The following is a 22,582-nucleotide window of genomic DNA, read 5'->3' on the forward strand; positions in this document are numbered from 1 at the left end:
CCCGAAGTTCCCTCTTCAGCTTGGTTCCGCAACATGTGTTGCGTGTGTCGTGCGTGATGAGGTGCGTTGATGCGTTTTGTTTCCTGGGGGATTGTTGCGGCTTGTGGCTTTTTACTGGCAGGACCGGCGGCGAAGGCTACCGATCTTCGTATTCCGGACCTGCCTTCGCCTCACTATAACTGGACCGGATTCTATGCCGGCGTTTACGGCGGCGGAGCGTATGCGGCGTGGGCCGCCGATTACTGCCGGAATGGTGCCTGCCGTCACGCAGAGGGGCAGGCGGGCGGCTTCGCGGTCGGCGTCTATGGCGGCTACAACTATCAGTTCGCCAACCGCTTTGTGATCGGCGGCGAATTCGATTGGGGCAAGTCCACGTCGTCACAGGACGAACACGTCTTTGGCGACAGCGCGTTGCTGTCGAGGTTCGGTGCGTTCGGCTCCGCTCGCCTGCGCGCAGGCTACGCGTTCGACCGCCTGCTGGCGTTCGGTGCGGTCGGCGTCGGCGTGGCCAGCATCAGCAACGGCTATCGCTATACGGTTCAGAAGGGTTGTGACACCCTGGAGCAGTTTATCTGGGACGAACAGGTCAAGGCCGGGCTGATCGCGGGCGGCGGCGTCGAGTATGCTTTCACTAAGCATTTCGTCGGGCGCGGCGAATATCTCTACGCTAATTATGGCAGCGTCACGCTGTCCAGCCGGGACCGCACCCGGGCCGAATTCCGCAACGAGATGCATCTCGTGCGCGTCGGCGCCAGCTACCGGTTCTGATATTTCGGTCGAGATGATCCGGCAGCGATGGGCTGCCGGATCATCAAGTCACGCTTTTCTATACGCCTTATTGTACGTGCGGCGCGGTGATCGCCTTGCGGATCGCTGCGAGCGGCGCGGCGTCGTCGAATTCAATATCTTCGCCAATCCGCTTCAGTCCGAGGTCGCGCCATAGCGCGGCGAGATCTGGGGTCACGGGCTTCGGCCCCATCTCGTTGTGAAGCCGGGTCAGCACGTCGACGCCGACGGCTTTGTCGGCCGTAGCAAGAATGCGCTCGATCGGCCAGTCCTGCTCATGACTGCCACCGGCGGCGAGCACGCCGCGCATCGCGTCCTGCAAGCCGAGGCGATTATTCGTCGCTTTGCGGATTTCGATATCGGCCAGCAGGCAGAACATCGCGCCGCCCCAGTACTTCCGCCCCCAGGTGCCGGTGTTGTCCAGGCCCTGATCGCCGGCCTGCGGCAAACCTTTCGGCATGTCGCGCATCATCGCCTGCCAGATTTCCCGCGCCGTGAGGTCTCCGGCCTGCACCCGCGCGATCGGCTCGACATAGACGGCCAGTCCCTCCGACAGCCACGCGTAGCGATCGGGCATGTCGGGCAGGGCGGTATGCACCATCTCGTGCACCATCACCCAGTCGCGCCGCAAGACATCCTCGGTGGAATCGTGGCCGAAGGGAATCCGAATGGCGGCGCCGCGATAGCCCCACGTCGTGCCGCCGCGGATGCGCCCGCCATCGACGGGCACCAATAATAGCCGCAGCGAATTGACGGGAAACCGTCCGTAATAGGTCGTGACGGCCCGGGCCGACATCCTGATCCAGTCGAGCAGTTTTTCTTTTGGCAGCGTGATGTCGCCCGGCGCGAACGCGACATGGATGGTGCCGCCGGGCATTTCAAGATCGGTCCGGGGCAGCCGGTCGAACGCATCGTAGGGCATGCGGTCGCCCCGCATATATTCCGATTGCGCGGTGGCGCGGAACGATATGGCGCTTGCCAGCATCGCGGCGAGGACGGCGGCGGCAACGGTCCAGCGAACGGCGCCGGCGGCTTTCATCTCAGCACGCTTTGGACCGCGGAGGGTCGGTGCTCCTCGGTGCCTTGCGCGATGAACGCGGCGGCCTGTTCGTGGAGATCGTCGAGCATGGCGGCGAGCAAGGCTTCGCCCTTGGCCGATGTCGCCCGTGTCGGATCGCCATAGCTGCCGGAGCGGCTGTAGTTTGGCGAATTCGGGTCCGACGGCGTCAATGCGCCCGGCGTCTCCTGTTTCAGGCCGGGGCTGGCTTCGGCGCGCGTCATGTCGACCAGATGCGGCGCCAACGCCAGCATCAGCGACGTTTCCAGTTCGTCGGCATGGCTGCCATGGCTCTGCTCGGCCAATTGCCTGGCCACGCGGGGATAGCGCGGACCTTCGTGGATCCACAAATGCTTGACCCGCTCGCTCGCGAGGCGCGCCAGGGCGCGGTCGACCGGCGCCAACGTGCTGATGCCGGTATTGAGCACGAGCAGTTTTGGGCATCCGCTGCCGAGGATCTGCCCCGCAACCTCGCGCACGAGCGCCTCGAAGGTCGAAATCGAAAGGCTGCTGCTGCCGGCATATTCGACAAAGGCGGGGTAATGGCCGTAGGTCAGCGTCGGCCAGATCAGCGCGTCGATTTTTCCCGCCATCCTGCCTGCGAGCCATTCGGCCTGAATGCGGTCGGTATTGAGGGGGAGGTGGAAGCCGTGCTGCTTGGCCGCGGCACCGATCGGCAATATTGCCACCGCGCCATCACCGATGCGCCGCGCGACTTCATCCCAAGGCATACGCTCGATGAAATGGCGATCGGTGTCAATTTCCATTCGCCGGGCGCCCCTCTTTACGAGCCGACGGAAACATCCGTCAAAAGTCCTGCCGTGATCCAGCTGTGCAGATAACCCGCGCCGCGTCCCGCCGCGCTGTCGGGATCGTCATAGGTCGCGAGCATTTCGCAGAGCACGCCGAACGGAATGCCGTTTGCGGCCTCATCCCACATCATCGCTTCCTCCGCCAAAAGTTCGCGGAACATCGGCGTGACGTCCTGGCGCCAGATCAAGAGATGTGCTGGCTGCTCCAGTCCAGTCGCGTCCGGCGGCGCTTCGTCGTTCTTGAGCGCGAGCCAGATCGCAGCCGCGTTGGTCGCCAGCTCGAGCCTGGATGCACTGGGATGCGGCCGGAATCTGAGGCCCGACCATGCTTCGGGCGCAAAGCCCGCCATGTCGGTCAGCTCGACGACCTTGCCTTCCGCGGCGTCGAAGGCGTCGTTGAGCGCCCTTTCGAGGGCTGCAAGATCGGACAGCACGGAATGGTCGGAGTAGGGTGCGGTCGATTTCAGGAACTCGGGCAGACCTTGCGAGAACCAGCGCAGGTTCGGATGCCCGGACGGGCGCGCCTTGACATATGCATGCCCCATCTCATCGAACATCTCGTCGCCGAGATAGAGATGCAGCAGCTCGTGGTCGTTGCGCATTGCCTCGACCAGCCGCGAACCGTAGGCGTAGCGATAGACACCGAACAGCGTTTCGCGCTTTTCCCGCGGGCTGTCGAGGATTTCAGCCAGCACCGTGTCGTCGCCATCAAGGACGCCGCGCTGAAACTCAGCCTGCTGTCGCGCGAAGTCGCTCATTCCGCCTGCTTTGCCGGCAAAACTTTCTCCGCCATCTCGCGGGTCCTGACAACCTCGACCAGAAGTTCGTCGAGCGGCGGAATGTTGTCATCGCGCTCGATCATGGTCGAGACCCGGCCAAAGCGCTTCAGGGCTGCGGCATAGAGATCCCAGACATCCTCGCACACCGGATGGTCGTGGGTGTCGATGATATGGGTACCCATATGGCTGTGGCCGGCCATGTGAAACTGCACCACGCGATCCGCCGGAATTCCATTGAGGAAGGTCATCGGATCGTAGCCGTGGTTGAAGGAGCTGACATAGACGTTGTTGACGTCGAACAACAGCCAGCATCCGGAGCGTCGCGACAACTCGGACAGGAATTCCCATTCCGTCATTTCGGAATTGCTGAACTGGACGTAGGTCGAGACATTCTCGAGCACGATGGCGCGGTCGAGGAAGTCCTGCACCAGGTGGACGCGGCTGACGACGTGATCGAGCGCTTCCCTGGTGTAGGGGATCGGCAGGAGATCATGGAGGTTCTTGCCATGGACGCCGGTCCAGCAAAGATGGTCCGACACCCATTTCGGCTCGACGCGTCTGGCGAGGTCCTTCAGGGCTTGCAGATATTCGAAATTCGGCGGCGCGGTGGAGGCGATCGACATCGACACGCCGTGCATCACCACGGGATAGCGTTCGCAGATGCGATCGAGCGTGCGCAGCGGCTGGCCGCCGGGCAGCATGTAGTTTTCGCTGATGACCTCGAACCAGTCGATCGGTGGATTGCCGCTCAGGATTTCGTCGTAATGCTGGTGGCGCAGGCCGAGACCGAAGCCGAGGAAGGCCGGCTTGGCTGGACGGTCTGCAAGCGCGGCCGCCGAGGTCTTAGGCAATCTGCTCGCGACGTTCATCTCGTCTCCGCTCGAACGGGTCAGCCAAACGAGGCGTGTCCCAAACTGTGCCGTCAACCTAGCATGGATACGAGGCCCGGCCTACGCCGGGCCTCGATCGAACCGTCGTTAGGACGGCATATACTTACCCTTGGCGGCGTCGCACTTCTCCTTGGTCATGGCCGAGAAGCCCTGGCCCTTGCAGGCGTTCTGGCCCTTGCAGGCATTTGCGCCGCCCTTGCATGCACTCTGGCCCTTGCAGGCATTTGCGCCGACGCACTTACCCTCGCCGGCAGCGTAGGTCACGGTCGACACGGTGGTGCCGGCCAGGAACAGAGTGGCAGCGGCGGCGGCCAGCGCGGCGCCGGACTTGGATGTTAGCTTCATGGGTATTCCTCCAAAAGAAGTGTGAGGGTGCATCGCCGGCAAGCAGCGATAGTTCCTGCCGACAAACGGCACCCGGAGATGATTACGCGATGGATCTGGCCTTGGTTACACGCGGGCCGAATTTATTTCAGCCGCCGGGTCGAAGCAACGAGGGCCCGACAGCGCGCCGGGCCCTCCCTCGCACCTGATCCGATCGATCAGCCCTTGACGAACTTGGCGCCCTTGGCGGCGCACTCCTTTTCGGAAGCCATCGAGAAGCCGGTGCCCTTGCAGGCGTTCTGGCCCTTGCAGGCATTGGCTCCGCCCTTGCAGGCGCTCTGGCCCTTGCAGGCGTTACCGGCCATGCACTTGCCCGCGGCGGCGTTCGCTGATGTCGACACCGTCGACACCACCGAGCCGGCGAGGAACAGGGTGGCGGCGGCAGCGGCGAGCGTCGCACCGGATTTGGAATTCAACTTCATGACGATCTCCTCGATGATGATTGTTTGAAGACATGACGTGACGCCGTGATCATCCGATGATCGTTTGATCACGGACCCGCACGACGCAGGGAGTGGTGGATGCCAATCGGATCGCGGTGGCTTGACGTCAAGTCTCCGTGATCTGAGTGCTCATCCAGAACCAGCTACGGGGCATCAGTCGATTTGGTTACAGAGTTTCAAAAGAAAATTTTCTTTTTTTGGCGGTGAACATCCCGCTCATGTCTAACCCCGGCGTCGCGAGAGTATTCGTTTCGCGGCCGCAATGATCGCCGCAGGCGCCGGCGGCTGAGAAAGCGCGTCGCTTCAACCGATTAGCTCGGATGCCGGTGGCATCGGTTTGCGTTGCACAATTCAGTTCAGCTAACCCCGCACAGGTTTCAGCCTGGCCATCTGCGCAACGGTGGCCCGCAACTCCTCGGCATTGAAGGAGGGAAACGAGCAAATGCGGTTGCTGCAGGCGAACGCCGCGGGTTCGCCGAGGTCAGGATATTCGACGTCGGGGTTGGGTAATTTTCCCTCGCGCAGATCCAGCCACTCCAGGCGCTTGTAGCGGGCCGGCAGCGCGCGGGCCAGGGCATGCAAGGTTTTCGCGCGGGCATCGTCCTTGTGTCCGACGATTGTCATGTGGGTGGGCTCGATAGCGAGCTCTTCGTCGGCGAGCAAAATGCCGGGCAGCGGACGCATCACCCCGGCCGAGGCGCTGATGAGATAGCGCATCGCGTGCGCGGCCTGCTCGCGATAGTTCTCGTTGCCGAAGTAGCGGTTGAGCAGGTTCATGAACCTTGCGACCTGCACCTGGTCGTCAATCAGCTTGGCGGGTTTTGCGAGCACGCCGGTCTTGCCTTCCGCGGTCTTCGAGGTCACGAAGCCGCCGGCCTCATCGCGGAAGGTCGCGACGAAATCGCCGGCCTTGGCGGCCGAGGTGAGCCAGTCGCGATTTCCCGTGGCGGCATAGAGATCGAGGAAGGCCTGACCCATCGAGAGCGTATCGCCCAGAAATGGTCCGCCGCGATCTTTCTCGCCGTGACGGAAGCCGCCATCCGGCAGTGCGCGGTTGTCGATCACCCATTTCGCCGCGCGTTCTGCGATCGCCAGCACTTTGGGATCGTTGGTGACGTTATAGAAAGCCGAAAGCCCCGAGATCGCCCAGCCATTTTCGCGCGCGTATAAATTCTTGTCGATGCGCGGCATGCCTCGTTTGCGGCGCTCGCCGTCCGGCAGCGCGTAGTATTTGTGCCCGTCGGTATCGTGATCGAGATCGGCGTCCTGGCTGACATAGAACGCGCCGTCGGGGCTCGTCAGAAAATTCGCGAGATAGCGTTCGATGTTGCGTGCAGCGGCAAGATATTTTGGATCCTTCCACAGCGCATAGGCCTGACTGTACTGCCGGAGATATTGCGCCTGGAACGACATGATCTTTTCGAAATGCGCGCGGGTCCAGGAGCCGCCTTCGGAATACTGGTACACGCCGCCCCACACCGGATCGATCAGCGCGACAGCGGCATCCAAAGTCTGCCGGGCGCGCTTGATCGCCATGGCATCGCCGGCCTCGGCGCGCGTGATCGCAAGATCCATGCTGTCGGCGTCGATGTATTTCTGGTTCTCGCCCCAACCGCCGAGTTTTTCCTCGTAGGATTCGTCGACATTCCTGGTCAATGCGGCGCGCCGTTCCTTGTCGAGGAAGGCGGAGGTCGTCGGCTTTACCTCAAAGGCTTCGCCGACCGACGGTCCCGGCGAAGGATCGTCGATGATGGCCTTGAGCAGCGCCTGCATCCGTTCCGGCTCGATATATCCCCTGATCTTGGCGATCTCGGTGCCGTCGGGGCCGAACACGATGGTCGCCGGCCAGCCCCAGTCGCCATAGCGGCTCGACAGATCGGGGTTGGCGTCCTGATCGACCCGCACCGGCAGATATTTCGCGGCCAGCAATTCCCTGACCTCGGGATTGGCGTAGGTCGTCTTCTCCATGACGTGGCACCAGTGGCACCACACCGCCTCGAGATCGAGAATGACGAAGCGCTGCTCGGCCTGCGCGCGGGTGAACAGGTCGTCGCTCCATTCGCTCCATTTGGGCCCGTCTGAAGCAAACGACGGCGATGCGGCAAGCGCGGCGAGGGCGAAGGCGGCAAGGCGGACGAGTTTCATGGCGGCTCCCGGAAGCGCTGGCGTTTCGACAGCTACGGGCGCGGCAAAATCCGGGCTCAGCTTTTCGGCGATGTCACGGGATTGTGAGATCAGGTCGACTTCTCGCGATGCCCGGTCGCATTCACCAGCAGCCGGTCCAGCGACGCCGCGCCGGGGCCGGCGATCGCGAGCCACATGAAGCCCGCGAAGTAGGCCGCCTCCTCGAAGCCGAGCAGCGTTTCCAGTGAATCGACGTCGCTCCATTTCGCCGCCTTGATGGCAACGACCATGACCACCGCCAGCATCGCGGCCGGAATTCGCGTGAACAGGCCGAGGATCAGCATGGCGCCGCCGAAGAATTCGACGCCGGATACGAAAGGGGTGAGGATGTTCGGGAATGGAATGCCCCACCCGACAAAGTTCTCGGTTACCTGCTCGAGATGGGTCAGCTTGCCCCAGCCGGACAGCATGAAGGTGTAGCCGACGATGACCCGCATGATCAGCGGCCCGGCCCAGGAAAAATACGATGCGATCTGCGCGGGCAGCAGGATGAGCAGATTGACGATGAAATACATGCAAAGCCCCCTTTAAATATTTGGCGACGCGAGACCGCGACCTGCGACTTCCTTCAATCCGGTTCGCGCAAAAAGCCACGGCCGCGATCGCGGCGATCTGGTCCTCACAGGAATTTCGAAATGGCTGGCCCGCTTGTTACGGGGCCTAACCGAAATTTTGAAGTGCGGGGAAAGTCTCCAGCAGCCAGATGCTGATGCTGGTGACGGAGCCGGTCAGGAAGCCGATGCCTGTGATTACCATCAGGATGCCCATGGCGTGCTCGACCTTGCTCAAATGCCGCTTCATCCGCGCGAACAGCGAGGAGAACTGCTCGACCATGAAGGCTGCCAGCAGGAACGGGATTCCGAGCCCGGCGGAATAGACCGCGAGCAGCCCGGCGCCCTTGGTGACGGTAGCCTCAGCCGCCGCAATCGACAGGATCGCCGCCAGAATCGGGCCGATGCAGGGGGTCCAGCCGAAGGCGAAGGCGAGCCCCATGGCATAGGCGCCCCACAGGCCGACCGGCTTCGGCATCGGCATCCGGCCCTCGCGCATCAACAGCCCGATCCGGGTCAGGCCGAGGAAATGCAGGCCCATGATGATGATCACGATGCCGGCCAGGATCGAGAGCTCTGCCGACCAGGCGCGGATCAGGCCGCCGATCAGGGAGGCGCTGGCGCCGAGCGCTACAAAGACGGTGGAGAATCCGAGCACGAACATCAGCGCCGAAGCCATCACCGCGCGCTTGGAGGTCTGCGTCGGTCCGTCATTGGCGACATGCTCGATGGTCGCGCCGGTGAGATAGATCAGATAAGGCGGCACCAGCGGCAGCACGCAGGGCGACAGGAAGCTGACGAGACCGGCAATCAGGGCCGCCGGGATGGAAACATCGTGCATTGCATGACCTTCGAGAATTGCCACAAGGCATAGCGCCGTCCTGGCTTGTACGGAACAGACAATCGATAAGTTTCGTCGCCATTACGGCTCAACTGCGGTCACAGAGCCGTGTCCGGGACGCCGAAATGGCCTCGCGGCTGAAACAGACGCTGCTATGGTCGCGTAAAGCCCATAAGCGTCCCCCGCAAAACAGGATCCCTGCATGCGCCTCGGCATCCGCACCGCCATTTCCGCCCTCGTGCTGACGTCCATCGTCGTCAGCGCCGTCGGCGTGCACTTGCTGTGGTGGCGCACCGCCCATCAGGTCAGCCAGACGCTGGCCAACACCATCAATGACCAGATCGTATCCGCGGTCGGCGACGAACTACAGTCGGTCACGACGGAGGCACGGTCGTCCATGTTGGCGGTGCGGACGCTGCTGGCCGAGAAAGTGTTCGAGCCGCGCGATACCAGGAAACGCGAAGTCGTTTTCCGGTCGCAATTGTTGTCGCAGCCGACCATCTCCTGGGTGGCGTTCGGATGGCCCGATGGATCGTTCTTTGCTGGGCACAAGGCCGGCGATGGCGTCATCGAAATGCTGGAGATCACCCCGGATCGCAAGATGCGTACCGACCGGTATGAATTCGTCGGCAACGATCTTCAGCTCAAGAAAAGCCATGTCGAGGACACAAAATATTCCGTCACCGATCAGGAATGGTTTCGCACCGCCATCGAAACCAACGACGAACTCTGGGCGACCTTCACGACGCATCCCAAGGGCGAGCGGCTGGCGGCCGCCTTCGCGGCTCCGATCGATATCGACCAGAAGCCCGCCGGCGTCATCGCCATCATCATCGAACTGACGCGGGTGTCGAATTTCCTGTCGCAGCTCACGGTCGGAAAATCGGCCGGTGCCTTCATCCTCGAACGGAACGGCAAGGTGGTCGCCGCCCCCGATCCGAATGCCAACGAGGCAGTGGCGCTGAAAACCGATCATCCGCTGTTTCCCATCGCGGTCGAGGCGATCCGGAACGCCAGCGCGTACGAACCGGGCGAGGGGCAGCCGTTCAATACGAAGGTGACGCGCGACGGCAAGGCCTATCAGGCGGTGCTGACGCCGATTTCGTTTCCGGGCTGGTCGCTGGTGACGGTGGTGCCGGAATCGGAATTTCTCGGCCCGGTGCAGATGACGATCCGGAATTTGCTGATCGGGCTCGCGGTGTTGATCGTTTTCGCGGGACTTTTGTCGGCATGGCTCGCGCAGCGCCTGATCGCCGCGCCGCTGATCAAGGTGGTCAACGAGATCAGGCATGTCGAGCGTTTTGACCTCGACAAGGTGCAGCGGCATCCGTCTCGATTGACCGAGATCGGGAATCTCTCCGGCGCGATCGGCGACATGGCGCAGGGGCTTGCGGCGTTCCGGAAATACATTCCGGCCGACCTGGTGAAGCGGCTGATCAGCGACGGCAACGGCGCGCGCCTTGGCGGCGCGGTCCGGCCGATGAGCGTGATGTTCATCGATCTCGCCGGCTTCACCGGCATGTCGGAGCGGCTCGGCGACCGAATCATTCCGCTGCTGTCGCGTTATTTCGACAGCGTCTCGGCGGAAATTCAGCGCCACAATGGCACCATCGACAAATTCATCGGCGATGCCGTGATGGCGTTCTGGGGCGCGCCGTCGCCCAATCCGGATCATGCCGTCGATTGCTGCCGGGCGGCCCTGGCGTGCCGGCGCGCGGTGGAGGAGGGGGGTCTCGTCGACGACCACGGCGAGAGCGTCAAGATTCGCATCGGCATCAATTCCGGCGACATGCTGGTCGGCAATATCGGATCGGAAGTGCGGCTGAACTACACCGTGATCGGCGACGCCGTGAACATTGCAAGCCGGCTGGAGAGCACCAACAAGGCGTACGGCTCCACGATCATCATCGGCCCCGAAACGCGCCGGCTGGCGGGGAAAAGCATCGTGGTTCGCGAACTCGACCGGCTGGCGGTCTATGGCCGCGCCGGCGGACTGCAGATCTATGAATTGCTTGGTATGGCCGACGAGTTCGGCGCACCCGCCTGGGTGGCTTCGTATGAATCCGGCCTGGGCGCCTTCCGCGCGCGTGATTTCAAGGCAGCGATCGCTGCGTTCGAGATCGTGCTGAAAATTCGTGACGATGCAGCGTCATCGGCGATGATCGAACGCTGCCGGCAGCAGCTCGAGAATCCCGCCGGCGAAGATTGGGACGGCACGACGGTCGCACGATCCAAGTAGCCGACGCGGCCGCCGCAGCCTTGCGCGAGGCGGCGGCTTTGCCATAGATGTGCCGGCCGTGACGTCACATGTCATGGCTATCGACAGGGAAACCGCCAGCATTGAAGATCCTGCTGACCCATACACCGCAGTCTCGCGCCCAGTATTACGGCGAACGCAGCCTCAGCGGGCTGCAAGCCATCGCGCAGGTCAAGCTGCATGAATCGAACGACGCGCTCGGCGCCGCCGGCCTGATCGAGGCCGCGCGCGACGTCGACATCATCGTGGCCGACCGGCTCACGGCGGGGCAGGGCGCGATATTTCCAGCGCTGCCGAACTTGCGCGCCTTCGTTCGCTGCGCGGTCGATATCCGCAACATCGATGTCGATGCGGCGTCCGCGGCCGGCGTCCTGGTCACGCGGGCGGGGCCGGGCTTCGTGCGATCGGTCGCCGAACTGGCGCTCGGCTTCATGGTCGATCTGTCGCGCGGCGTGTCCCGCGCGACCGCCGACTTTCATGCAGCGCGCAAGCCCGAGGTCATCATGGGCCGGCAACTGGCCGGCAGCCGCCTCGGCATTATCGGTTATGGCAGCATTGGCCGCTACCTGGCGCAGATCGCCAAGGTGTTGGACATGGAAATTCTGATTGCCGATCCCTTTGCGACCGTGAGCGAACAGGGTCTCCAGCATGTGCCGCTCGACGATCTGCTGGCGCGCGCCGACTACGTCGTCTGTCTCGCGGTTGCCAACGAGCAAACCGAAAACCTGATCGGGCCGGCGGCGCTGGCGCGCATGCAGAGGCACGCCTTCTTCATCAACCTGTCGCGCGGCAATCTCGTCGACGAGGCGGCATTGTCGGCGGCGCTCAGGGAAAACCGCATCGCCGGCGCCGCGATGGATGTCGGCCGCGCGCCGGACCAGATGCCGACGCCGGAGCTGGCAAAGCTCCCGAACGTCATCGCCACGCCGCATATCGGCGGCCTGACGCCCCCGGCGATCGAGAGCCAGTCGCTGGAAACGGTGCGGCAGGTGGAGGCCATTATCGCAGGCGAGGTGCCGGTCGGCGCGGTCAATGCGGATCGTTGGAAGCGGCGGGCTTGACCCTGACCATCAGGAATGGGTGATCGAAATCCATGAACCAGTTCACTGAATTGCTTCACCCGTCAGGCCGTGCATGATGGGGCACCGCGCTCGTCGCCGTAGCGCAGATGTGGCCGCGCCGGCCCCTCCAACCAGCGAAACCCAATGCGTCTTCCCTTCTTCTATGGCTGGCTGATCGTTGCGGTGACGTTCGTCACCATGGCGATCGGCGTCAATGCCAGGACCGCATTCTCGCTGTTCTTTCCGCCGATCATTTCCGAGTTCGGATGGGAGCGCGGCGTCACCGCGGGCGCGTTTTCCTTTGGCTTTGTGGTATCGGGTGCCGTCAGTCCGCTGATCGGGCGTATGATGGATCGCTTCGGGCCGCGCGGGGTGATGGAGCTCGGCGTCGCGCTGATGGGCGGCGGGCTGTTGCTCGCGCCGCTTACGACGCAGCCCTGGCATCTCTATCTCACGATCGGCGTGCTGGTCGGCGCGGGGAGCGTGTGCCTCGGCTACTCCGGCCAATCGCTGTTTCTGCCGAACTGGTTCATTCGCCGCCGCGGGCTCGCCATGGGGCTCGCCTTTGCCGGCGTCGGCATCGGCTCGGTGACCTTGCTGCCATGGGTGCAGCATCTGATCGAGCAGACCGGCTGGCGCACCGCCTGCACCGCGATGGGCATTCTCGTATTGGCCGTGCTCGCGCCGATCAATCTTTTGCTGCGAAAACGGCCCGAGGATATCGGGCTGCGGCCGGATGGCGATGCGGCGCCGTCGGCAACATCGCCCGCACCTCGCTCGAACGTTGTCGATCCCGTATGGGCCGCCACCGACTGGACACTGCGCCGGGCGTTGCGTACCGCGCGATTCTGGTGGATCTCGCTCGGTTACTTCTGTGGCCTGTACGTCTGGTACGCGGTGCAGGTGCACCAGACCAAATACCTACTCGACATCGGTTTCAGTGCGAACGTCGCGGTGTGGGCGCTCGGCGTCGTCAGCCTGCTCGGCATTCCCGGCCAGATCTGGCTCGGACATCTTTCCGACCGGATCGGGCGCGAATGGATCTGGGCCATCAGTTGCGCCGGCTTTGCGATCTGTTTCGCGGCGCTGATCGCCTTGAAATTCGCGCCGGTATTGCCGCTGGTCTATCTCATGATCTTCACGCAAGGCGTGCTCGGCTACGGCCTGACCTCGGTCATGGGCGCGGTGGTGCTGGAGATCTTTCAGGGCAAGCAATATGGCAGCATTTTCGGCACCATCATGCTGGCGGCGCTGGCCGGCGGCGCTGGAGGCCCGTGGGCGACCGGGCTGCTGTACGATCTTTCAGGCAGCTATACATCAGCCTTTGCGATCGGCATTGCCGTCAGCATGTTGTCGGCGGTTGCGATCTGGCGGGCGTCGCCGCGCAAGGTGAGGGCGGTTGCGGGACAAATGCACAAAAACCAGATCAAGAGCGAGGCGGGCTAGCAGCCGTTATTGCAAGGCGCTCGATTGCGGCTCATCGAGCGCACGCGTCGATGTAGAACGGTTTCCGCAGTACGCCTCACGCCGCTGAAATTCCCATCGCCCGCTGCAGGTCGCCGATGGCGCGAAAAAAGCTGTCGGGCGACGTAGTCTCGGGATCGATCAGGCGGTGCAGACGAAAGCCGTCCTCCAGCGCCAGCACCAGCGCGCCGGCCCATGTCGGATTGAGAATCGTCGTCCTGCCGCTGTTCCTGGCGGTGGTCTCGATGATGTCGGTGACCAGTTTTCGCCGGGCGCGCAGCCGCTTGGCGAGTTCGGGCCGGCGCTTTTCGGCGCGCGCCACGAACAGGATCATTTCCATATGCAGCAGGGGAGAGCGGCCGAGCGGATCCTGCTGGCTGCGGTCCATGGTCTTCAGCGCATCGATGAAATCCGCAAGGTTCTTGTGCCGGTCGAGCAGATCGCGGATGCGCCCGATGGATTGCTCGACGTGATCCTCGAGCATGGCGATGATCAGTTCGTCCTTGCTCTTGAAGTTCGAATAGAACGCCCCGCGCGTGAAGCCGGCCGCCGCCGCAATCGCCTCGATGCTGGCGCCGCCGATGCCCTGTTCCTCGAACACGCGCGCCGCCGCCTCGAACAGCTTTTCGCGGGTGTCGTCCCTTGTGGGTCTCGTTCGCACTCTTGACATCTGCCCATTTTAGGCGAGAATGCAACTCAATACAATAATGTATCGAGTTTCGACCATCGGCCTGGGGGGAAAACGCGCTGAACTGCGCACCGCCAGCAACCAGTTGAGGTCACCATGAACGAGCATGTTCAGACTGCCAGTAGCGCGCCCCTGTTCAATCCGCTGTCCCCCGATTTCATTCGCGATCCCTATCCGCATTATGAGCGGATGCGCACCACCGATCCGGTGCACCTGACGCCGCTCGGCGTGTATGTCGCCAGCCGCCACGCCGAGGTCAGCCTCGTGGTGCGCGACAAGCGGTTCGGTAAGGACTATGTCGAGCGCACGATCCGGCGTTACGGCCCCAAGATCATGGACGAGCCGGTGTTCCGCAGCATGAGCCACTGGATGCTGCAGCAGGACCCGCCGGACCACACCCGTTTGCGTGGGCTGGTGGTGAAGGCCTTCACCGCCCGCCGGGTCGAGGACATGCGCCCGCGCATTCAGCAGATCGTCGATGAGACGCTCGACCGCATCATCCCGCAAGGGAAGATGGACCTGATCGAGGATTTCGCGTTCCGCCTCCCGGTCACCATCATCTGCGACATGCTCGGAATCCCGGAGGAGCATCGCGAGGTGTTTTATACGAGCTCGCGCGATGGCGGGCGCCTGCTCGATCCGGTGCCGCTGTCGCCGGACGAGATCAAGCAGGGCAACGCCGGCAATGCGATGGCGGCGATGTATTTCCAGCAGATGTTCGAGCTGCGGCGGAAGACCCCCGGCGACGACCTGATCACGCAGCTGGTGCAGGCCGAGGAGGACGGCAGCAAGCTCTCCAATGAGGAACTGACCGCCAATATCATTCTGTTGTTCGGCGCGGGCCACGAGACCACCGTCAACCTGATCGGCAACGGCCTCCTGGCGCTGCATCGCAATCCCGACCAGCTCGCGCTGCTCAAGGCCAGGCCCGAGCTCATTACCAACGCCATCGAGGAATTCCTGCGCTACGATTCATCGGTGCAGCTGACCGGCCGGGTGGCGCTGGAAGACATCGACGACCTCGGGGGAAAGCGCATCCCGAAGGGCGAGAGTGTGCTGTGCCTGCTCGGCTCGGCCAACCACGACCCCGCGGTCTATCCCGACCACCCGGAGCGCCTCGATATCGTCAGGCCCAATGTAAGGCCGCTGTCCTTCGGCGGCGGCATTCACTTCTGCCTCGGCGCTCAGTTGGCGCGGATCGAGGCTGAAGTGGCGATTTCGACCCTGCTGCGCCGGCTGCCGGACCTGCGGCTGGATGACGCTGTCAATCCGGAATGGCGGCCGACCTTCGTGCTGCGCGGCCTGAAGCGCCTGCCGGCGAGCTGGTAACGCCTTGGCGAGCCCCCGGATCCGGTGCTCGGAGCCGGGCGGGGCGCCTGTCAGTATGACGCTGTGACTTCGCCATACTTCTCTCTATATTCCGGGCTGCTCCGGGGCCGGGTTCGGCGTAGCGCGGCCTGCGCGCCGGGGCGGTTCAAGAGGAGATACCGTGCAGACGACGCTGCTCGGCCTGGCAATCGCCTTCATCATTGCGTTGATCGCCGCACTCGTCGGGCCGTATTTCATTGACTGGAACCAGTTCCGGCCGCAATTCGAGGCTGAGGCGACGCGGATCGTCGGCGCGCCGGTCCGCGTCGGCGGCAAACTCGACGCGCGGCTGTTGCCGGCGCCATCGCTGCAACTGCACTCGGTCGTGGTCGGCGGCGCCAACGATCTCGGCAAGGTTCGCGCCAACAAGCTCGATGTCGAGTTCAGCCTCGGCTCGCTGATGCGCGGCGAGGTGCGCGCGACCGAATTGACGATCAACGGCATGTCGGTCGATCTCGGGCTCGACGCGAAGGGGCGGATCGATTGGCCGGCATCGACCGGAACAGTCAATCTGGGCTCGCTGGCGATCGATCGGCTCAATCTCACCGGCCGCATTGCCCTGCATGACGCGGCCAGCCGCAGCACGCTCGAACTGAACGATATCGCCTTCAGCGGCGACGTGCGTTCGCTGGCCGGCTGGATCCGCGGCGACGGCAACTTCATGCTGTCGGGCACGCGCTATCCGTTTCGCGTCTCCTCGGGGCAGGGCCCCGACGGCAACGGCACCCGCGTGCATCTCAATATCGACCCGGGCCAGCGCGCGCTCGCCATCGATCTCGATGGCGTCCTGAATTTCGATGCCCGCGCGCCGCGCTTCGAGGGCGCGATGACGCTGGCTGCTCCCGCAGCCCAAAAGGGTAAGGGCGACGAACTGCCGTGGCGCATCGCCGCGAAGGTCAAGGCCGATTATTCGGCGGCGCGGCTCGAACAGGTCGAGGTGACCTATGGCCCCGAGGAGCGCGCGCTGAAACTGTCAGGCAATGGCGACATCCGCTTCGGTGCGACGCCGCTGTTGCGGGCGGTGCTGTCGGCGCGTCAGCTCGATGCCGACAGGTTCGTCGCCAAGGACAATGCCGCCGAACCAGCCCGCGCGTTACCGGCGCTGCGGGCGCTCACATCAGTCGTTCCGCATTTGCCGGTCTCCGCGCAGATCGAGCTCGCGTCCGAGCAGGTCATGCTCGGCGGACGCCCGTTGCAGGACATTGCTGCCGAATTGCATGGCGACGACAAATCCTGGAGCCTCCGAAGACTCGAGTTCCGCGCGCCCGGCGCGACCAGGGTTTCGCTCAGCGAGACCGGTGCGAAGAGCGTTGCGCCGGACCGGTTCAAGGCCGCGCTCAGCGTCGAATCCTCCGATCCCGAGGCGCTGCTGACCTGGCTGCAGGGCCGCGGCGAGATCGCCTATCGCAGCCAGAAGCCGCTTCGGCTGCGCGGCGACGTGACCGTCGCGCCCGAGGGCTTTGCCATCGACGCCATGAAGGCCGACATCGAAGGCGGCACGGTGGAGGGGCGGGTGGTGGTGTCGCACCGGCAAGCAATTCACGGCTCCCGGGTCGATGCGGAACTGAAGGCGGAGCGGCTCGATCTCGATGCCGCCACGGCCTTTGCGCGGTCGCTCGCGGGGCCGCAAGGCGAGTGGCCGGATGAGGGAAAAGCTTTCGCTCGATATCGGCCGCGCCACCTCCGCCGGACAGGAGCTGAGTCCGCTGCGTGCCAGACTGGCCTACTCGCCGGCGAAGGTATCGCTCGAGCAGTTGAAGATCGGCCAGCTCGAAAGCGTGACGCTGGACGGCGCGGGCAATTTCGACCGCGTCAACGCGACCGGATGGTTCGCGCTCAATTCGAGTGCCGCTTCGCTCGGTCGGTTGACCAGCCTGATCGTTCCCTTTTCACCGGCGCTGGCCGCGCGGATCAATGCAATGGGGACCAGCCCAGGCCCGGCGCGCCTGAAGCTGGCGCTCGATCTCACCAGCAATGCCGGGCAGTCCGATCGCGTCCAGGCGCGCGCCACAGCCGAGCTCGACTCGCTGCTGCTCAAGGGCGTCACCACGATCACCGCAAGGCCAACCGTGGCGGCAATCCAGGGCGTCGATCTCGCCGCGCTCCGGAGCAGCGACGTTGGGATCGAGTCGAAATTGTCGTCCGAGCAAGGCCGCGCCTTGCTCGTTTTGCTCGGCCTCGATCGCGCCGTCACGGCGGGCGACGGCCCGGCGCAATTCGAGGGCAGCGCGACGGGCGCGTGGGGCGCGCCGTTGCGCCTCAAGGCAAAGATCTCGGGGACGAGACTTGAGGCCGAAGCGGAAGGCTCCGCCGAGCCATGGGCACAGGAGGCCAAGGCCAGTCTCTCCTTGAAAGTTCGCGGCGCCGATTTCGGGCCGCTGCTCGATCTCAAGCCGGGGGATACGCTGGCGCAGAACATCGGCCTGTCTTCGCGCCTGCAGCTCGCCGGCAACAGGCTGACTTTCGACGACCTCGACAGCAGTATCGGCGGTTCGCGCCTGCGCGGCAGCGTGGCGGTGACGCTTGGCGAGGAGAAGGAGATCGAGGGCGAAATCGGCGCCGAGCAGCTCGCGCTGGCGCCGGCCTTTGCCCTGGCGCTCGGCGCCGCCGGACATGATGCCGCCGAGCCGCTCAGCACCGGGCTCGCGAAGGGCTGGCGCGGCAGGATCGCGTTTCAGGCGCTGCGCGGCCTGCTGCCGGGCGGAAGCGAATTGCAGCCGGTGAGCGGGGTGATCAAGAGCGACGGCCAGTCGCTGAGCTTCGATGCCATCAAAGGCAAGATCGGCGGCGGCGATGTCACCGCCAGTATGGATGCGAAGCCAGGCGCGAACGGAATTGCGTTGAATGCGAGCGTTCAACTCTCCGGTGTCGACGGCACGGCGCTGCGCTATCGCAACCTCGCGATGCCCGCCGGCCGCGCGTCGATGCAGATGACGCTGACGAGCCAGGGCCGCAGCGCCTCGGCGCTGGCGGGGGCGCTGTCCGGCAGTGGAACGCTGACGCTGGAAGCGGCCAGGATTTCAGGCCTCGATCCGCGCGCCTTCGAAGTGGCGGTCCGTGCCAATGACAACGGGCAGGCAAAGGACGATGTCCGATTGAAGCAGATCGTCGAATCCGCCCTTCCGGCCGGCGCGCTTGCGGTTCCTTCCGCGCAGATCCCGTTCACCGTCAGGGACGGCCGGCTTCGCGTGGGCGCCACGACGCTAGACGGCAACGGCGTGCGGGCCACCGTCTCCGGCGGATACGATATTGCCGCCGATCAGGCCGATATCCGCGCCGCCCTTTCCTTGACGATGACGACCGGACGCCCGGAGATTCAACTGCTTGCGGTGGGCACGCCCGACGCGCTCAGCCGCAGCGTCGACGTTGCCCCTTTGTCGTCGTGGCTGGCGGTGCGCGCGATCGATCACGAAACCCGAAGGCTCGATGCGATCGAGCGTGGCGAACCGCCGCCGTCGGCGCCGCCGCCCATCGTGCTGCCCGCGGATGGGCAACCGCCGATACCGGAGGCGACGCTGCCGCCCGCGCTGGTGACCCCAAAGGGTCGCGACCCGCGGCGGCCTCCGACGAAGAAGGCGACGGCGCCGCGTCCGCCCGTCGTCAATGCACCGCCCGCGCCCGTCGCAGGCCAGCCGCAGGTTGCGCCGCTGCCGCCGCCGATCGACGTGAGGCCCGCGCCGGGCCCCGCCAAGCCGAGGCCGCCGCGTCCGCCGCTTGCGCTGACGCCGCAGGTCGCCAATCCGCCGCCGCGTTCCAACTAAAGCTTCGGTTCTGATTGAATCAGAACCGAAGCTCTAGACTCTTGTTTGACGCGTTTTCTTCACGCGAACCGGTACCCACTTCGCTCGAAAACGCTTTAGTCGAGCACGATCTCCCTTTCGATCCCGATCGCCCGCAAAAACGCCTCGTCGTGGCTGACGGCGATCAGCGCGCCGTCGAATCCATGCAGCGCATCTTCCAGTTGCTCGATCGAGGCGAGATCGAGATGGTTGGTCGGCTCGTCCAGCAGCAGGAGGAACGGCGGTTGCGGGCGTGCGAAGACACAGGCGAGGCCTGCGCGCAGCCGTTCGCCGCCGCTGAGAGTTGCCGCAATCTGCAGCGCCGCCCGGTTACGGAATGCAAACCGCGCCAGCGCCGCGTGAGCCTCGTTGGCCGAGAGCTGCGGATTGAGGCGGCGCAGATTGTCGAGAATGCTCAGCCCAGGATCGAGCAGGCCGATATGCTGATCGAGCACGGCAATGCGGTCGGTAAGGCGGCCGACGTCGCCGCTCGCAGGTTTCAGCTCGCCGGTGATCAGGCGAAACAGGGTGGTCTTGCCGGAACCGTTGGCGCCGCGGATGGCGATCCGCTCGGGTCCGCGAACCCAAAATGACAGCGGTCCGAACAGATGGCGCTCTCCGAAGAGCATCGCCACGTCCTTCAACGCGATGAGTTCGCGCCCGCCGGGCAGATGAGTGCGCGGCAGATCGATCGAAAGCGGCGTCAGGATCTCGACCTGCGCCCTGGCCATCTCCAGCGCCTCGGTGCGCTCGCCGAGCAGGCGGCCAGCGAGCCCGCTTTCGCGCGCAGCGCTGTTCTCGGCGCGCTCCTTCTCGCGGTCCATGAACATCTTGTCCTCGATGCCCTTGGCGCGCCAGGCGCGGCCGGCCTTGTCGCGGCGCGCCTTCTTTTCCCGCGCCTTCTGCAGCGTGCGTTCGGTGTTGCGTAACGAATCCGAAGCGCGCTCGAGTTCATCAGTGGCGCGGGTGCGGGCAGCCTCGCGCGCTTCGGCGAAGGCCGGCCACGCGCCGCCGAATATGGTGATGCCGATCGGCGTCAGTTCGACGATGCGGTCGACGCGTTCCAGCAGCGCGCGGTCGTGGCTGGCGACGAGGACGCCGCCCTGCCAGCGTTCGAGCAACTGCGCCACGGCCCGCCGGCCACAGCCGTCGAGATTGTTGGTGGGCTCGTCCAGTAGCAGCAGATCCGGCGCCTCGATCAAGAGGCGCGCCAGCGCGAGGCGCGTTCGCTCGCCGCCGCTCAAGGAGACGATCGGGCGATGCAGCGGCAACGACGGCAGTCCGGCTTCGGCCAGCGACGCCTGTATCCTCGCTTCCAGCGTCCAATCCGCTTCCGTCGCGTCGTCAAGCGATCCTTGAATTGATCCTTGGCCGCGTTCGAGCCGGCGCAGGCGGGCAAGATCGCCGGCGACGCCGAGCGCCTCGTCGACCGTCAGCCGTTCATCGGTCAGTTGCGCGAGCATGCCGATCGAGCCGATGCGTTGCAGCGATCCGCTTGCAGGTTCGATCTCGCCCGCGATCAGGCGAAGCAATGTGGATTTGCCGCAGCCGTTGCGGCCGACAACGCCGGTGCGCTCGCGGCCGATTGCGAGCGTCAATCCATCGAACAGCGGGCGTCCGTCAGGGGTGGCGAGGGAGATGGAATCCAGAACGAGAAAGGCAGGCATGGAGAGCTTCCGAAAATGGACTGAGGTCGCGGGGCGCGGTCAGCTTTGCGATGTCCATTGCTCTCTCCAGGCTTTCTCAGTGACGGGCCTTCTTCCGTCCGTCTTCCGTCGGTCTTCGTCGGGTTCCGCCCGCCGCTTTTGCGGGGAACTGCAACGACCATCAATTAGATACGTCTTGCCGTCATTCGTCCAGCCTGCCGCAACGCGCAACGCTTCCGCTGGTCCGGCGGGAATACTTCCCGCCCGGCGGGGTCTGTACCTGCGGCTGGACCATGGATTCACTCACGCAGGAAAACCGGAGGTTCGCACGATGAAATCAGCAATCAAGCTCGCAACGCTGGCACTGTTTTCGGTGGCTCTGATCGCATCGCCGCCATCCGTGCCGGCCTTCGCCGCGGGAGGCGGCGGCGGTGGTGGCGGTGACCCACCTTCGGCCAACCCGCCGCCGCCGGACACCAGACCCGCTCCCAGGTCGAGCTCCAAGTCCAAGAGGAAGCCCACCAAACAATCGAGCGCCGACGATGCTGCGTTCCGGCAGGGATACCGTGCCGCGCATGCGACGATCTACGAGCGCAACGATTATGCCGCCGCCATCGAACAGCTCAAGGCGCTCGGCCGCGACGACAACGCAAGCGTTGCCAATCTGATCGGCTATTCCTATCGCAAGCTCGGCGACTACAGGCTGTCGCAGACCTGGTACGAGCGCGCGCTGAAGGCGGACCCGAACCACGTGCTGACCTGGCAGTATTACGGCCTGTGGCAGATCGAGCAGGGCAATCGCGACCAGGCGTCGTATCATCTAACCCGGATCGCGGCGATCTGCGGCACGGGCTGCGAGGAATATCGGTCGTTGGCCACGGCGCTCGAAAAGCCGCCCGGCACCGGACTTGTTTATTGAGCGTTGCGACGTGACTGAGCGGGCGCGCTTGCGGCGCGCTCGCCTGAACAGAAAGCCTAAGCCTGCGGCCGCGGCGCGTCCGGCGCGGCGGCCGGCATGGCGCGGGTGCGGAAATAGTCCAGTACGAAGAGACGGATCGCCGAGGACAGATTGCCCTGCTGGCGGTTGCTGTCGATCTCTCCGACCAACTCGGACAAGGTCATGTTCCGCAGCCCCGAGATTTCCTTCATGCCGTTCCAGAAAGCCTCTTCGAGGCTGACACTGGTCTTGTGGCCGGCGACCACGATCGAGCGCTTGACGACGGGTGACTTCATGACGCGTCTCCGTCATCGAGCTTGTGCTGGTCCAAAAGATCGCCGGCGCGATCCTTGCGGCGTTCATCGAACGCGCGTTCGGCCTTGGTCCGGCCAAACCGCGCGCGGTTAGCGTCGGCTTGCCTTGCCGATTGTTCCCGTTCGTTACGCTTCTTGAATCGCTTCAGATTGATCATGTCTGCCATGTTCGCCTCCATCATCCGGCGACTCGAAGGCATGATAATTCATTGGCTGGAAAAACGTCGGCTGGAAAAATGTCGTCGTGTCGTGCGCTGGCAAATTGGATGGTCATTCGGAATCCCCGTGTAGTTCTCCCTGATAGCATCAAAAAATATGTTTCGCTCTGCGAAAACCGAATA

Annotated in this window: 20 protein-coding genes; 7 read left to right on the forward strand and 13 right to left on the reverse strand. The window is 64.2% G+C overall.

Features of this window, described 5'->3' with window-relative positions; genetic code table 11:
• Positions 1-69: 69 nt before the first annotated feature.
• Positions 70-768, forward strand: a complete 699-nt coding sequence (locus V1279_RS05575; protein ID WP_334433347.1) for an outer membrane protein — start codon at positions 70-72, stop codon at positions 766-768.
• Positions 769-835: 67 nt separating this feature from the next.
• Here V1279_RS05575 and V1279_RS05580 read toward each other — a convergent pair whose 3' ends face one another.
• The 9 genes from V1279_RS05580 to V1279_RS05620 form a co-directional block, all read right to left on the reverse strand.
• Positions 836-1,825: a hypothetical protein gene (locus V1279_RS05580; protein WP_334433349.1), complete on the reverse strand. Its 990-nt coding sequence runs from the start codon at positions 1,823-1,825 to the stop codon at positions 836-838.
• On the reverse strand, positions 1,822-2,610 hold the full coding sequence (locus V1279_RS05585; RefSeq protein WP_334433352.1) for a creatininase family protein: 789 nt from the start codon (positions 2,608-2,610) through the stop codon (positions 1,822-1,824). Before V1279_RS05585 ends, V1279_RS05580 begins: the two co-directional genes overlap by 4 nt.
• A gap of 17 nt (positions 2,611-2,627) precedes the next feature.
• Complete coding sequence (locus V1279_RS05590) at positions 2,628-3,413, reverse strand: DNA-binding domain-containing protein (protein ID WP_334433354.1); 786 nt, start codon at positions 3,411-3,413, stop codon at positions 2,628-2,630.
• On the reverse strand, positions 3,410-4,303 hold the full coding sequence (gene bufB, locus V1279_RS05595; RefSeq protein ID WP_334433356.1) for an MNIO family bufferin maturase: 894 nt from the start codon (positions 4,301-4,303) through the stop codon (positions 3,410-3,412). Before bufB ends, V1279_RS05590 begins: the two co-directional genes overlap by 4 nt.
• 108 nt (positions 4,304-4,411) lie before the next feature.
• Positions 4,412-4,669, reverse strand: a complete 258-nt coding sequence (bufA2, locus tag V1279_RS05600; RefSeq protein ID WP_334433359.1) for a BufA2 family periplasmic bufferin-type metallophore — start codon at positions 4,667-4,669, stop codon at positions 4,412-4,414.
• A gap of 197 nt (positions 4,670-4,866) precedes the next feature.
• Positions 4,867-5,130, reverse strand: a complete 264-nt coding sequence (bufA2, locus tag V1279_RS05605; protein ID WP_190241832.1) for a BufA2 family periplasmic bufferin-type metallophore — start codon at positions 5,128-5,130, stop codon at positions 4,867-4,869.
• 381 nt (positions 5,131-5,511) lie between these two features.
• The gene (locus tag V1279_RS05610; RefSeq protein WP_334433362.1) at positions 5,512-7,296 is read right to left on the reverse strand and encodes a thioredoxin domain-containing protein; all 1,785 of its coding nucleotides are present in this window, start codon (positions 7,294-7,296) and stop codon (positions 5,512-5,514) included.
• 89 nt (positions 7,297-7,385) lie between these two features.
• Entirely contained in the window at positions 7,386-7,850 is a 465-nt protein-coding gene (locus V1279_RS05615) for a DoxX family protein (RefSeq protein WP_334433363.1), read from the reverse strand.
• Between the two features lie 145 nt (positions 7,851-7,995).
• Entirely contained in the window at positions 7,996-8,727 is a 732-nt protein-coding gene (locus V1279_RS05620) for a cytochrome c biogenesis CcdA family protein (protein ID WP_334433364.1), read from the reverse strand.
• 202 nt (positions 8,728-8,929) lie between these two features.
• On the opposite strand from V1279_RS05620, the gene V1279_RS05625 reads away from it, so the two are divergent.
• The 3 genes from V1279_RS05625 to V1279_RS05635 all read left to right on the forward strand — a co-directional run bounded on the left by V1279_RS05625 (position 8,930) and on the right by V1279_RS05635 (position 13,491).
• The gene (locus tag V1279_RS05625; protein WP_334433365.1) at positions 8,930-10,966 is read left to right on the forward strand and encodes an adenylate/guanylate cyclase domain-containing protein; all 2,037 of its coding nucleotides are present in this window, start codon (positions 8,930-8,932) and stop codon (positions 10,964-10,966) included.
• 101 nt (positions 10,967-11,067) lie between these two features.
• Positions 11,068-12,045 (forward strand): hydroxyacid dehydrogenase, encoded by a 978-nt coding sequence (locus V1279_RS05630; protein WP_334433366.1) that lies wholly within the window; start codon positions 11,068-11,070, stop codon positions 12,043-12,045.
• 144 nt (positions 12,046-12,189) lie between these two features.
• Positions 12,190-13,491, forward strand: a complete 1,302-nt coding sequence (locus V1279_RS05635; RefSeq protein ID WP_334433367.1) for an MFS transporter — start codon at positions 12,190-12,192, stop codon at positions 13,489-13,491.
• A gap of 76 nt (positions 13,492-13,567) precedes the next feature.
• Here the strand turns inward: V1279_RS05635 and V1279_RS05640 are convergent, their stop codons facing one another.
• Complete coding sequence (locus tag V1279_RS05640; RefSeq protein ID WP_334433369.1) at positions 13,568-14,179, reverse strand: TetR/AcrR family transcriptional regulator; 612 nt, start codon at positions 14,177-14,179, stop codon at positions 13,568-13,570.
• A 114-nt stretch (positions 14,180-14,293) separates the two neighbouring features.
• Between V1279_RS05640 and V1279_RS05645 the strand changes: the two genes are divergently transcribed.
• Both V1279_RS05645 and V1279_RS05650 read left to right on the forward strand, forming a co-directional pair.
• On the forward strand, positions 14,294-15,526 hold the full coding sequence (locus tag V1279_RS05645) for a cytochrome P450 (protein WP_334433371.1): 1,233 nt from the start codon (positions 14,294-14,296) through the stop codon (positions 15,524-15,526).
• 160 nt (positions 15,527-15,686) lie between these two features.
• Complete coding sequence (locus V1279_RS05650; protein ID WP_334433372.1) at positions 15,687-17,855, forward strand: AsmA family protein; 2,169 nt, start codon at positions 15,687-15,689, stop codon at positions 17,853-17,855.
• A gap of 1,566 nt (positions 17,856-19,421) precedes the next feature.
• Here the strand turns inward: V1279_RS05650 and V1279_RS05660 are convergent.
• A complete protein-coding gene (locus V1279_RS05660) occupies positions 19,422-21,011 on the reverse strand; it encodes an ABC-F family ATP-binding cassette domain-containing protein (RefSeq protein ID WP_334433373.1) in 1,590 nt (529 codons plus the stop codon).
• 310 nt (positions 21,012-21,321) lie between these two features.
• On the opposite strand from V1279_RS05660, the gene V1279_RS05665 reads away from it, so the two are divergent.
• Positions 21,322-21,909: a tetratricopeptide repeat protein gene (locus V1279_RS05665; protein WP_334433374.1), complete on the forward strand. Its 588-nt coding sequence runs from the start codon at positions 21,322-21,324 to the stop codon at positions 21,907-21,909.
• Positions 21,910-21,965: 56 nt separating this feature from the next.
• Here the strand turns inward: V1279_RS05665 and V1279_RS05670 are convergent, their stop codons facing one another.
• Together V1279_RS05670 and V1279_RS05675 are read right to left on the reverse strand one after the other, a co-directional pair.
• On the reverse strand, positions 21,966-22,223 hold the full coding sequence (locus V1279_RS05670; RefSeq protein ID WP_028350320.1) for a ribbon-helix-helix domain-containing protein: 258 nt from the start codon (positions 22,221-22,223) through the stop codon (positions 21,966-21,968).
• On the reverse strand, positions 22,220-22,408 hold the full coding sequence (locus V1279_RS05675) for a DUF4169 family protein (protein ID WP_334433376.1): 189 nt from the start codon (positions 22,406-22,408) through the stop codon (positions 22,220-22,222). Before V1279_RS05675 ends, V1279_RS05670 begins: the two co-directional genes overlap by 4 nt.
• Between the last annotated feature and the right edge of the window lie 174 nt (positions 22,409-22,582).

It is taken from the genome of Bradyrhizobium sp. AZCC 1610, assembly GCF_036924515.1.
Classification (GTDB): Bacteria; Pseudomonadota; Alphaproteobacteria; order Rhizobiales; family Xanthobacteraceae; genus Bradyrhizobium.